Source organism: Mailhella sp. (genome assembly GCF_057866825.1).
On the sequence record NZ_DBMAHT010000002.1, the window covers coordinates 21004 to 33335 of the forward strand.

Consider the following 12332-nt stretch of genomic DNA (forward strand, 5'->3'; position numbering starts at 1 on the left):
CATGAACGCATCTCTTCCGCAGCAGACGGGCCTCGCCGCTCTGGACGACGACGGACGCCGCGAATACTGGGCGGCGCTGGCCCTGCGCCACACCGCCGGGCTCGGCGTGCGCGGAGCGTGTCTTCTGCTCAAGCATTTCGGCTCCGCCTACGAGGCCGTCACCAACGTTCCCGCATGGCCGGAAGCGGGCGTGCCCGCCCAGAAGGCCGAAGGATACCTGAACAACGCCTGGAGAGCCGCGGCCCGTCCGGAATGGGACGCCGCCCACACGCTTCACGCCTCCATCATCCTGTGGACGGACAAGCGCTATCCGCCGCTGCTGCGGGAACTGCCCGACGCGCCCGCCCTGCTCTACGCCGCAGGCGACGCCTCGCTTCTGCGCGCGCCGTGCGTGGCCATCGTGGGCTCCCGCGACGCTTCTTCCGCAGCCATCGACTTTACGGCGGCCGTTGCCGAAGAGCTTTCCGCCGCGGGCGTGACCGTGGTTTCCGGCCTGGCCTACGGCGTGGACGGCTACGCCCATCACGCGGCACTCGGCGGCCCGGGCCGCACCATCGCCGTGCTGCCCGGAGGCGTGGATCTGCCCTTCCCCTCCGGCCACCGCGACCTCTACCTCGATGTGGTCGAACACGGGCTTGCGGCAAGCGAAATGCCGCCGGGCTGGGTGCCCGGCCCCGGCGCTTTTCCCGTGCGCAACCGCCTCATCAGCGGCCTCTGCCTCGGCGTGCTGGTGGCGGAGGCCAGCCGCGCGCGCAGCGGCAGTCTCATCACGGCGCGTCTGGCCGCGGAACAGGGCAGAAGCGTCTATGCGCCCTCGCCGAACGCCCTGCGCGCCCCCTGCCGCGAAGGCACGAAAAAACTGCTTCTGGATGGCGCGCGGCCCGTATCCGGCGCGGCGGACATTCTGGCCGATCTGCTGCCGCATCTTCAGGATTCGCTGAAGCATTCCCCGGCAGCGCCGACACGCGGCAGGCCCGCAGAAAAAACTTCTCCTGCCCCGGCAAAGCACGACGCGCCGGAAGAAATTGAAGAAATTGAAGACGCCTCGCCCGCGCAGCCGGAGAGCCCCCGATCCCCCGCAACCGACACTTCCCCCCGCCCGAAAGAAGAGCCGCGCCCGCAGACCGCCGCTTTGCCCGCGTTCTCCGAAAAGAGCGAGCCTTCGACGCCCTCGAGAGCCGATCGCGCCTCTTCCCGCACCGAAACGGCCGCTCCCGAGCGAAAAGAACAGCGCCCGGCCCGCAAAGCGCCCGAGAAAAAGCCCGCTTACGCCACCGCGCCCCTCACCGAGGAAGAGGAAACCATTCTCGCCCTTCTGCAGAACGGCCCCCTTTCCCAGGATGAGCTTCTCTACGCCGCGCAGGCGCAAAGCGGCTCCTGGAACAGCGCTTCCGTGAGCGCCGTGCTCATGATTCTGGAAGTGAAGAAGCTCGCGAGGCGTCTTTCCGATTCCCGCTACGAGGCCAGAGCATGAGCCGCCTTGCCGAAATCACCGCCGACCTGCCCGTGCCCGCCGCCACCTTTCTCGCCTGGATGGAGTTTCAGAAAGGCGCGTCCGAAGCCACGGTGGCGGCCTACGCCGTGGACATTCTGGAATTTGAAACCTACCTGCGCGGCATGGGCGCTTCGCTGGAGCGGCCTTCCGAAATCACGCGGCAGATGGTGCAGGGCTTTTCCGCCTCGCTGTTCCGGCAGGGCATGGCGCGCTCGTCCATGGCGCGCAAGCTCTCCGCCCTGCGTTCACTGTTCCGGCATCTTCTGCGCCTGCACAAGATTGAGGCCGATCCCTGCTCCGGGGTGCGCAATCCCAAGCAGGATCAGCGGCATCCCGCCATGCTCAACGTGGATCAGGTGTTCAGCCTGCTGGACGAAAAACCCGCCGAAGCCGTTGCCGCCCACCCGGGCGACATATCCGCCGACGATGTGTTTCTCCTGCGCGACAAGGCGCTTCTTGAGCTGCTCTACGGCTCGGGCCTGCGCATTTCCGAGGCGCTCGGCCTCAACGTGAACGACATACGCCCCGAAAGCGGTCACGTGCAGGTCATGGGCAAGGGCAGCAAGGAACGCATCGTGCCGCTCAGCGACGCCAGCAAAGACGCGCTTTCCCGCTGGCTTTCCGTGCGCGACCGCGTGCCTCCCGCGCACGGCGAACGGGCCGCCTTTCTCGGTCGGCGCGGCAAAAGGCTGGATCGCCGTCAGGCCGCGCGCATTCTGGAGGAACGGGCCGAAGAGGCGGGCATTCCGCAGCACCTCTCCCCCCACGATCTGCGGCACTCCTTTGCCACGCACCTGCTGGAAGGCGGGGCCGATCTGCGCGCCGTGCAGGAACTGCTCGGTCACAGCCGCATTTCCACCACGCAGCGCTACACGCACCTCAACATGGAGGCCCTCACGCGCATCTACGACGCCGCGCATCCGCTCTCCCGAAAGAGCGACAAGAAATCCTGACACCGTTCCCGCCCCGGAAACCGGACCTTTTACCCATTGCGAACGCTGCAAAGAAAGGATAAACTCTCTTGTCTTTTCTTTTTCCGGGTGGTTCACGCATGTCTGAACATCTCCTTCTTGCCGACATAGGCAATACCTGCATCAAGATAGTCTTCGCCCGCCCCGACGCCCTGGAGGCCGCCTACTCGCTGCCCACCAGAGCTTCGCACACGGCGGACAGCCTGGGACTCTCGCTGCTCCAGCTTCTTTCCCTGCGCCGCCTGAAGCCCGAAGACATCACGGCCTGCCTTGTCTGCTCCGTGGTGCCCGACGTGAGCACCCTGCTTCACGAGGCCCTGCAGAAATACCTCGGCAAAACGCCGCTGTCCTTCCCCGGCGACTTTGAAATAGACCTCGTCAACGGCTACGAACAGCCGCAGGAAGTGGGCGCGGATCGTCTTCTGGCCGCCTTTGCCGCCAGAAAACTGTTTCCCGATGCGCCGTCCATCATTTCCGTGGACTTCGGCACCGCCACCACCTTCGACTGCGTGTCCGGCAACGCCTATCTGGGCGGCCTCATCTGCCCCGGACTTTTTTCCTCGCGCAACGCGCTTGCCGCCAACACGGCCAAGCTGCCGCGCATCTCGCTGGAAATGACGGAAGATCACGTCCGCATCGGGCGCAACACCATCACCAGCATGAACCACGGCTTTCTGTTCGGCTTCGCCGCCATGACCGAAGGCCTGTGCGAACGACTCAAAACCCAGCTTCCCGGCCCCACGCTCGTTGTGGGCACGGGCGGCGCGGCCCACGACCTTTCCAGAATCTGCCGGGCCTTTGACATCGTCAGACCCGATCTTATTCTTGAAGGGCTCCGGCTCCTCTGGAACCGGAAGACCGCCACGGCATAGCATTCTGTTCTCTTACCCGGACTGAGTCCGGCATATTCCAAGGAGTTCCCGCCATGAACAACAGCACCATCACTTCCGTATGGGCCCGCGAGATTCTCGATTCCCGCGGCAATCCCACTGTTGAAGTGGAAGTCGGTCTCGAATCCGGCCACGTCGGCCGCGCCGCCGTTCCTTCCGGCGCCTCCACCGGCAGCCGCGAAGCCCTCGAACTGCGCGACGGCGACAAGGGCCGCTACAAGGGCAAGGGCGTGACCCGCGCCGTAGAACATGTGAACGGCGAAATCGCCGAAGCCGTGATCGGCCTCGACGCCCTGCGTCAGGTGCAGGTGGACAACACCCTCATCGACCTCGACGGCACCGAAAACAAGTCCCGCCTCGGCGCCAACGCCATGCTCGGCGTGTCGCTCGCCACGGCCCGCGCCGCCGCCGAATACCTCGGCCTGCCCCTGTATCAGTACCTCGGCGGCGTGAACGCCAAGATCATGCCCTCCCCCATGATGAACGTCATCAACGGCGGCGCGCATGCTCCCAACAATCTGGACATCCAGGAATTCATGATCATGCCCGTGGGCGCCAAGACCTTTGCCGACGCCCTGCGCATCGGCGCCGAAGTGTTCCACACCCTCAAGGGCATCCTCGCCAAGGACGGCCACGTGACCTCCGTGGGCGACGAAGGCGGCTTCGCTCCCAACCTCAAGAGCCACGACGAAGCCTTCAGCTACCTCATCAAGGCCATTGAAGCCGCCGGCTACATCCCCGGCGCGGAAGTCGCCCTCGGCATCGACGCCGCCTCCTCCGAATTCTACAAGGACGGCAAGTACGTCATCGCCGGCGAAGGCCTCGAACTCACCAGCGAACAGATGGTGGACTGGCTCGAAGACTTCACCAAGCGCTATCCGCTCATCTCCATTGAAGACGGCATGGCCGAAGACGACCGCGAAGGCTGGAAGCTGCTCACCGACCGCCTCGGCGATCACATCCAGCTCGTTGGCGACGACCTCTTCGTCACCAACCCCGACATCCTTGCCGAAGGCATCGAAGACGGCCTCGCCAACGCCGTGCTCATCAAGGTGAACCAGATCGGCACCCTCACCGAAACCCTCGACACCATCGAAATCGCCAAGAACGCCGGCTACGCCACCATCGTGTCCCACCGTTCCGGCGAAACCGAAGACACCTTCATCGCCGACCTCGCCGTGGGCACCAACTCCGGCCAGATCAAGACCGGCTCCGCCAGCCGTTCCGACCGCATCGCCAAGTACAACCAGCTCCTCCGCATCGAAGAGGAACTCGGCGACGTCAGCTTCTTCTTCGGCCCCATTCTCGCCGACAACTACGGACTCACCCAGTCCGACGAAGACGCTGAATAAGCATTCCGCGGGGAGGGTTTCCTCCCCGCACACTGGTTTCCGGCCCGGGCTTCCGGGCCTTTTTCAACCTCCCCTGCGGCGCGCATCGCCGCCCGCCTCCGGGCGTCGGGAGGAATAAGGAAAAAATCATGAGCAGACTGCTGCGAATCCTCTTCTGTGCCTTTCTTGCCCTCGGCCTCTTCGCCCAGAGCGCTTCCGCCGCCGACATCACCGCCGCGGTGAACAAGATGCAGACCGCCTACGCCGGCATGCAGAGCTTCCGCGCCGACTTCACGCAGCAGCTTCTGCAGAGAGAAAGCGGCGTCGTGGAAAAAAGAAACGGCGTCATTCTCTTCCAGAAGCCCCTTCTCGTGCGCTGGGAAACCGCCGCGCCCCACGCAGAACTTCTCATGGTGACGGACAAGGAAATCTGGAACTACCTGCCCGACGAGGAACTCGCCTACCGCTATTCCCGCGCGCTGGCCGAAGATTCCCGTTCCCTCATCCAGGTGATCACCGGCCAGAGCGCCCTTTCCCGCGATTTCGACGTGGAAGCCGCCCAGTCGCCGGAAGACGGCAAGCTCATTCATCTGCTTCTCTACCCCAAGGATCCCACCACGGAACTCACCGAGGCCCAGATCTGGCTCGACCCCGACACCTCGCTCATCCGCCGCGCCATGGTCATGGACTTCTACGGCAACACCAACACCATCGAGCTGCAGGACCTGAAGCCCAACGCGCCCGTCTCCGCCAAGGACTTCCAGTTCACCCCGCCCAAGGGCACGGAAGTGGAAGATCATGTGGAGGCCAAGCATCCCGTGGCAAGGCCGCTGCTCAACTAGATTTCCAGGCAGAGCTTCAAAACATATTTCAATAATTCCGGGATATTCCGTTTCCGCCCGCGCAGTGGCGCCGGCAAAAGCGAATTTTCCGGGCTCTCCCTGCCCGGGCACTTCGCCGGGGCTGGACTATCCTGATAATTAAAGGTACATAGACTTCTCGCATGGAACAGCAGCACGGCATACTGGTACTGAACAAGCCCAAGGGGCTCAGCTCCGCGCAGGCCATCGCCCGCGTGAAGCGCCTCGGGCAGAAAAAAATCGGTCATGCGGGCACTCTCGACCCCATGGCCACCGGCGTGCTGCTCGTTCTGCTCGGCAACGCCACAAAACTTTCCGGCTATCTGCTGGAAGGCGGAGTGAAAACCTACGGCGGCACGCTGCGCCTCGGCGTCGTTACCGACACCTGGGACGCCGAAGGCTCCGTGGTTGCCGAAACGCCCCTGAGCGAAGACGATCTCGCTCCGGGCTCCGCGCTTGAGAAGGCCGCCCGCCGCGAAGTGGAGGCCTGGCTGGATGTGACGGAACAGCCCGTTCCGCCCTATTCCGCCGCAAAGCACCAGGGTCAGCCGCTGTACAAGCTGGCCCGCGCCGGCAAGGAAGTGCCGGTCAAGGTGAAAAGCATACATGTTTCGCGCGCCGCTGTTCAATGGGTGAACATGCCGGATGTGCGATTCCGGGTAACGTGCAGTTCCGGCTCCTACATACGGTCCCTGGCCCACAGCTTGGGGATACGACTCGGGTGCGGAGCCATGCTCACGGAACTGACCCGGGAATACAGCCACCCGTTTGGCCTGGAGGTCGCCCACACGCTGGACGAAATCCTTGCCGAGCCTGAAAGGCTGCCAGAATGGATCATGCCCATGAGCGCCGCCCTGCCCGGCTGGAAAAACATTTCCGTCGGAAAAATGCAGGAAGCGCATCTGAAAAACGGCATGCCCGTTCCCCATCTGCCGGAATTCGGTGATTTCGAACCCGGCGAACGCGCCCTCATACTGGCGCAGGATGGCTCGCCTCTGGCTCTGGCAGAAGCCCGCATGGACAGGGATCGCCCTGTCTGGGCAGTGCTTCGGGGGCTTTTTACCCACTAACCTCTGGCAGAAGCCAGAGAGGAGGATACCGCTGTGGCTATGGATTCCGCTCAGAAGCAGGCCGTCATCGCTCAGTACGCCAAGCACGAAGGCGACACCGGCTCCGCTGAAGTTCAGATCGCCCTTCTCACCGCCCGCATCAATGGTCTCGCCGACCACTTCAAGGCCAACAAGAAGGACTTCCACTCCCGTACCGGCCTGCTCAAGCTGGTCGGCCAGCGTCGCAAGATGCTGAACTACCTCAAGAAGACCGACATTCAGAGCTACCGCGCCCTGATCGAAAAGCTCGGTCTGCGCAAGTAGTCGGAAAACGATCCGGAAACAAGGGGGAGCGGAAGAAATTCCGCTCCCCCATCCTGCATGGAAAGGGGCCTTTTTCCCCTCAACCTCAACGCGAGGAAGGAGCATCCGCGAACAGAGGCGAAATTTTCGTCTTTCTTCACGGAGTCTCCTTCCAGGAGTAACCATATGGGTCTGCTCAACAGCACTCGTGTGTCCGCCACCGTAGGCGGCAAGGAAATCATTCTGGAAACGGGCCGCGTGGCCCGTCAGGCCAACGGCGCCATCTGGATTCAGTGCGGCGGCACCGTGGCCCTCGTCACCGTGTGTGAAGCCCAGCTCGACACCCCCAAGGACTTCTTCCCCCTCACCGTGGAATACGCCGAACGCATGTACGCCGCCGGCCGCATTCCCGGCAACTTCTTCCGCCGCGAAATCGGCCGCCCGAGCGACCATGAAACCCTCGTGGCCCGCCTCATCGACCGCCCCATCCGTCCGCTCTTCCCCAAGGGCTACGGCAATGAGGTGCAGGTGCTCGCCACCGTCATTTCCGCCGACGGCGAAAACGATCCCGACGTGCTCTGCATCACCGCGGCTTCCGCAGCCACCTGCATTTCCAACATTCCCTTCGCGGGCCCCGTGGCCGGCGCGCGCCTCGGCCGCGTGGACGGTCAGTTCGTGCTGAACCCCACCACCGAAGAACTCAAGCGCTCCGACATGGACATCGTGCTCGCCGCCTCCCGCGACGCCGTGGTCATGGTGGAAGGCGAAGCCAAGCTCGTCAAGGAACAGGACCTCATCGACGGCCTGAACTGGGCCCACAAGGCCATTCAGCCCCTCATCGACGCTCAGGAAGAACTCGTGAAGCTGGCCGGCAAGGCCAAGACCGAATTCATTCCCAAGCAGGACGATCCCGAACTGTTCGCCTACGTGGAAGACCTCGCCATCAAGTCCGGCATGGAAGACGCCCTGCGCACTCCCGACAAGCTGCTCAGAAAGGACGCCCGCAAGGCCGTCAAGGACAAGGTGAAGGCCCTCATGTCCACCGACGAACGCTATGCCGACGATCCCGCGGCGCAGGCCGCCATCGGCGAAGTGCTCGAACACCTCGAAAAGAAGCTCGTGCGCCAGAGAGTGCTCAACGAAGGCACCCGCATCGACAACCGCGACACCAAGACCGTGCGTCCCATCGAAATCGAAACGTCGGTGCTGCCCCGCGCCCACGGCTCCGCCATCTTCGCCCGCGGCGAAACCAAGACCATTGCCGTCACCACCCTCGGCAGCACGTCCGACGAACAGAAGGTCGATACCCTGAACGGCGACGAAACCAAGCGCTTCATGCTGCACTACAACTTCCCGCCCTTCACCGTGGGCGAAGTGAAGTCCGTGCGCGTGTCCCGCCGCGAAATCGGTCACGGCCACCTCGCCGAACGCGCCCTCAAGGCCGTTCTGCCCTCGCCCGAAAGCTTCCCCTACACCATCCGCGTGGTGTCCGACACCGTGGAATCCAACGGTTCGTCCTCCATGGCCGCCGTGTGCGGCGGCTGCCTCTCCCTCATGGACGCCGGCGTGCCGATCAGCGCTCCCGTGGCCGGCGTGGCCATGGGCCTCATCAAGGACGGCGACACCTACACCGTGCTCACCGACATTCTCGGTGACGAAGACGCCCTCGGCGACATGGACTTCAAGATCGCCGGCACGGCCGACGGCATCAGCGCCATCCAGATGGACATCAAGATCAACGGCCTGCCCACCGAAGTCATGGCCCGCGCCATGGAACAGGCCCGCGTCGCCCGTCTGCACATTCTCGACGTCATGGCCAAGGCCATGCCCGCCGTGCGCGAACTCTCTCCCTACGCTCCCCAGCACGAGGAAGTGTTCGTGAATCCTGAAATCATCCGCATGATCATCGGCCCCGGCGGCAAGAACATCAAGGCCATCACCAGCGCCACCGGCGCGGCCATCGATATTGAAGATTCCGGCCGCATCACCATCTTCGCCCCCACGCAGAAGTCCATGCAGGCCGCCAAGGAAATGGTGCTCTACTACGACCAGCACGCGGAACTCGGCAAGAACTACAACGCCAAGGTCAAGCGCATTCTGGAAATCGGCGCCATCGTGGAAATTCTGCCCAACCTCGAAGCCCTGGTGCACATCTCCCAGCTCGACACCAACCGCGTGGAAAAGACCGAAGACGTGGCCCACCTCGGCGAAGACATGCTGGTCAAGGTCATCGAAATCAACGGCGACCGCATCCGCGCGAGCCGCAAGGCCGTGCTGCTCGAACAGCAGGGCATCGAATGGAAGCCCGAAGACACCGCCCGTCCCGCCCGCCGCGAACGCAGTGAACGCGGCGACGGCGAACGTCGCGAACGCCGCGGCGAACGTCGTGAACGCAGCGATCGTCCCCGCCGCGAACACAAGGAAGACTAAGCGGGAGCGGGGAATTCCCCTCGCGCAAAGATGAAAAGAGAGGCCGCCGTCCGCATGGACGGCGGCCTCTTCGTTTGTCATGCCAATTCGCGCTCAGCCCGCCATGACCGGGCGGACACCTCCGGGCAGAATCAGCGCGGCACACTGCGGGAAAGCCCGCACGCTCCCGCCGCGCGGCCACAGTCCGAAGGCCGCGGAGCGTCCGGCGGCCTAGCCCAGACGCTTTGCAATCCTGCGCTGGAGCTCCTTGTCCTCGCCGGGCTGCATCATGCGCTCAGGGCTCAGCACGTAGTCGATTTCCTCGCTGGTCATGTACTTGTGCCGCACCACGAGATCGTACACCGACTGCCCGGAGGCCAGCGCCTCCCGCGCGATTTCCGACGAGCGTTCGTAGCCGATGTAGGGGGCGAGCGCCGTCACCACGCCTATGGCGTTGCGCACGAGCGAGGCGCAGTGCTCGCGGTTGGCCGTAATGCCGTCCACGCACAGATCCCGCAGAATGTGGCAGGCGTTGCCGAGATGCTTCAGCGAGGCAAACAGTGTGTAGGCAATGACGGGCTCCATGGCGTTGAGTTCCAGCTGTCCGGCTTCCGCGGCCATGGAAATGGTCACGTCCTTGCCGATGACGTCGAAACAGACCTGATTCACCACCTCGGGAATGACCGGATTCACCTTGCCGGGCATAATGGAGGAACCCGGCTGACGGGGCGGCAGATTGATTTCGTTCAGACCGCAGCAGGGCCCGGACGAGAGCAGCCGCAGGTCGTTGCATATTTTGGAGAGCTTGACCACAAAACGCTTGAGCAGGCCGGAAATCTGCACGTAGGCGCAGCAGTCGGACGTGGCTTCCACCAGATTTTCCGCCATGAACAGCGGCAGCGAGGAAATTTCCGCGAGGCGCTTCGTCACCAGCGCGGCATAGCCTTCCGGCGTGTTGATGCCCGTGCCTATGGCCGTCGCGCCCATGCTGATGTCGCAGATCTGCTCGCGGCCTTCGCCGATGCGGCGGATGTCTTCGCCGATGGTGGTCGCCCACGCGGAAAATTCCATGCCCAGCGTCATGGGCACGGCGTCCTGCATCTGGGTCCGGCCCATCTTCATGACGTCGCGGAACTCCACGGCCTTGGCCGCAAAGCCCTGACGCAGGTATGCCATGTCGCCCATGAAGTCCGTCAGCGTGGTGTAGAGCGCCAGACGGATGGCCGTGGGATACACGTCGTTGGTGGACTGCGAGCAGTTCACGTGATTGTTGGGATGGCAGTACTGATATTCGCCCTTCCTGTGCCCCATGAGCTCAAGGGCGACGTTGGCGATAACCTCGTTGGCGTTCATGTTGCACGACGTGCCCGCGCCGCCCTGATACACGTCCACGGGAAACTGATCGTTGTACTCTCCGGCAATGACCTTGTCGCAGGCGAGGCAGATGTAGCGGCCGATGGATTCCGGCAGCACGCCGAGCTCCATGTTGGCCAGCGCCGCCGCCTTCTTCACATAGCCGAACGCCTGAATGAAGCGCGGCATGGAGGCAATGGTCGTGCCCGAAATGCGGAAGTTCTCCAGAGCCCGGCTGGTCTGGATGCCGTAATAGACATCGGCGGGAATTTCCAGATCGCCAAGAAAATCATGCTCCTTACGCGTTGCGGTCATAGGCGCTCCTTTTTCCGTCTCTGAAACGGCAAAATTTTGACAATCGTTTTCAAGCAGAGAAAAATATACTGCAATATCAAACAACTGCCCGATCATGCGAAAAACTTTTTTCGCCTTGTCCTCAATTTTGGGCCACCCTAGCACACTCAGCGTCCGGGGAAAAGCGCGCTGTATTGCTTTTTCTCTCCCGCGCCCTTGCGCCCCATGACTTCAAAAAATTTTTGCTCGAGCGCGGCGGCAGGCGAAAAAGCCGGGGCCGGTTTCGAGGTTCGCTCCTTCGCCCGGCCTTTGTGCGGGCGCCGCCCTCGCCCAGGGCTCCCGGGCCAGTCTCGCGCACACAAAAAAGCCCTTTCCGACCGACAAGGACGGAAAGGGCAAAACGTGAAGCCGCAAGTGAGGCTCTCCCCGGGCGGAAGATCGGGGTGCGGCCTGCGCTTCTCGTTGCTGCGCAGGCCGGGCGAGCTTTCCCGCTATGCGCCGAGAAGCTTTTTTCTCCAGGCCCGAGCGGTGTTCACAAGAAGCTGAGAAATGGTCATGGGGCCGATGCCGCCGGGAACCGGCGTGATGGCGGAAGCGAGCGGGGCCACGTGCTCAAAGTCCACGTCGCCGCAGAGCTTGCCGTCCTCGCCGCGGTTGATGCCCACGTCGATGATGACGGCTCCGGGCTTGACCATGTCGGCCGTGACGAAGCGGGGCTTGCCGAGCGCGGCCACGATGATATCGGCCTCGCGGCACACGGCGGCCAGATCGGGCGTGCGGGAATGGCACATGGTCACGGTGGCGTTGTAGTCGCGGCTGCCGAGCATGAGGGACACCGGACGGCCCACAAGGTTGCTGCGGCCGATGACCACGGCCCGCTTGCCGCTCACGGAAATGTTGTAGTGGTCGAGCAGCGCCAGAATGCCCGCGGGCGTGCAGGGACGAAGCCCGGGCACGTTCATGGCCACGCGGCCCTGATTGACGGCGGTGAGGCCGTCCACGTCCTTGTCCGGGCTGATGGCCTCGATGCAGGGACGCTCGTCCAGCCCTTCGGGCAGGGGAAGCTGAAGCAGAATGCCGTCCACGGCCGGATCGGCGTTGAGGGACGCGATGAGCTCTTCCAGCTCCTGCTGAAGAATGGAGGCGGGTCTGCGGTAGGAACGCGTGTCGATGCCGGCGTCGGCGCAGGCCTTTTCCTTGTTGCGCACGTACACCTGCGAAGCCGGATCCTCGCCCACCAGAATCACCGCCAGGCAGGGAGCGCGTCCGGCTTTCTCCCTGTCTTTCGCTATGTCCTCACGAAGCGCGGCGCGTATGGACGCCGCAGTCGCCTTACCGTCGAGTATCAAGGCAGTTCCTCCTTTTCCGGCCGGGCCG

The 12332-nt window shown here is 63.6% G+C and carries 10 protein-coding genes; 8 read left to right on the top strand and 2 right to left on the bottom strand.

Going from position 1 to position 12332, the window contains the following annotated elements; genetic code table 11:
• The first annotated feature begins 1 nt into the window (after position 1).
• The 8 genes from dprA to pnp all read left to right on the top strand — a co-directional run bounded on the left by dprA (position 2) and on the right by pnp (position 9329).
• The gene (gene dprA / locus ACZM96_RS00735) at positions 2-1474 is read left to right on the top strand and encodes a DNA-processing protein DprA (RefSeq protein WP_489486703.1); all 1473 of its coding nucleotides are present in this window, start codon (positions 2-4) and stop codon (positions 1472-1474) included.
• Entirely contained in the window at positions 1471-2448 is a 978-nt protein-coding gene (locus ACZM96_RS00740; protein ID WP_489486704.1) for a tyrosine recombinase XerC, read from the top strand. Before dprA ends, ACZM96_RS00740 begins: the two co-directional genes overlap by 4 nt.
• A 98-nt stretch (positions 2449-2546) precedes the next feature.
• A complete protein-coding gene (locus tag ACZM96_RS00745; protein ID WP_489486706.1) occupies positions 2547-3338 on the top strand; it encodes a type III pantothenate kinase in 792 nt (263 codons plus the stop codon).
• A gap of 53 nt (positions 3339-3391) precedes the next feature.
• Complete coding sequence (eno, locus tag ACZM96_RS00750; RefSeq protein ID WP_294484428.1) at positions 3392-4708, top strand: phosphopyruvate hydratase; 1317 nt, start codon at positions 3392-3394, stop codon at positions 4706-4708.
• 128 nt (positions 4709-4836) lie between these two features.
• On the top strand, positions 4837-5529 hold the full coding sequence (gene lolA / locus ACZM96_RS00755) for an outer membrane lipoprotein periplasmic chaperone LolA (protein ID WP_489486708.1): 693 nt from the start codon (positions 4837-4839) through the stop codon (positions 5527-5529).
• A 161-nt stretch (positions 5530-5690) separates the two neighbouring features.
• Positions 5691-6617 (top strand): tRNA pseudouridine(55) synthase TruB, encoded by a 927-nt coding sequence (gene truB, locus ACZM96_RS00760; protein ID WP_489486709.1) that lies wholly within the window; start codon positions 5691-5693, stop codon positions 6615-6617.
• Positions 6618-6656: 39 nt separating this feature from the next.
• The gene (rpsO, locus tag ACZM96_RS00765; protein WP_294484515.1) at positions 6657-6920 is read left to right on the top strand and encodes a 30S ribosomal protein S15; all 264 of its coding nucleotides are present in this window, start codon (positions 6657-6659) and stop codon (positions 6918-6920) included.
• A gap of 165 nt (positions 6921-7085) precedes the next feature.
• On the top strand, positions 7086-9329 hold the full coding sequence (pnp, locus tag ACZM96_RS00770; protein WP_489486710.1) for a polyribonucleotide nucleotidyltransferase: 2244 nt from the start codon (positions 7086-7088) through the stop codon (positions 9327-9329).
• A gap of 210 nt (positions 9330-9539) precedes the next feature.
• Here pnp and aspA read toward each other — a convergent pair whose 3' ends face one another.
• Entirely contained in the window at positions 9540-10976 is a 1437-nt protein-coding gene (aspA, locus tag ACZM96_RS00775; protein WP_489486712.1) for an aspartate ammonia-lyase, read from the bottom strand.
• Between the two features lie 470 nt (positions 10977-11446).
• Positions 11447-12304 carry a bifunctional methylenetetrahydrofolate dehydrogenase/methenyltetrahydrofolate cyclohydrolase FolD gene (gene folD, locus ACZM96_RS00780; RefSeq protein WP_489486713.1) on the bottom strand — a complete coding sequence of 286 codons (858 nt, stop codon included), beginning with the start codon at positions 12302-12304 and terminating at the stop codon, positions 11447-11449.
• Positions 12305-12332 lie beyond the last annotated feature (28 nt).

What these genes read in the sequence shown, in the direction of transcription:
- truB (WP_489486709.1), top strand. Translation starts at nt 5,691, where the DNA reads ATGGAACAGCAGCACGGCATACTGGTACTGAACAAGCCCAAGGGGCTC.
- ACZM96_RS00745 (WP_489486706.1), top strand. Translation starts at nt 2,547, where the DNA reads ATGTCTGAACATCTCCTTCTTGCCGACATAGGCAATACCTGCATCAAG.
- rpsO (WP_294484515.1), top strand. Translation starts at nt 6,657, where the DNA reads ATGGATTCCGCTCAGAAGCAGGCCGTCATCGCTCAGTACGCCAAGCAC.
- ACZM96_RS00740 (WP_489486704.1), top strand. Translation starts at nt 1,471, where the DNA reads ATGAGCCGCCTTGCCGAAATCACCGCCGACCTGCCCGTGCCCGCCGCC.
- dprA (WP_489486703.1), top strand. Translation starts at nt 2, where the DNA reads ATGAACGCATCTCTTCCGCAGCAGACGGGCCTCGCCGCTCTGGACGAC.
- aspA (WP_489486712.1), bottom strand. Translation starts at nt 10,976, where the DNA reads ATGACCGCAACGCGTAAGGAGCATGATTTTCTTGGCGATCTGGAAATT.
- pnp (WP_489486710.1), top strand. Translation starts at nt 7,086, where the DNA reads ATGGGTCTGCTCAACAGCACTCGTGTGTCCGCCACCGTAGGCGGCAAG.
- lolA (WP_489486708.1), top strand. Translation starts at nt 4,837, where the DNA reads ATGAGCAGACTGCTGCGAATCCTCTTCTGTGCCTTTCTTGCCCTCGGC.
- eno (WP_294484428.1), top strand. Translation starts at nt 3,392, where the DNA reads ATGAACAACAGCACCATCACTTCCGTATGGGCCCGCGAGATTCTCGAT.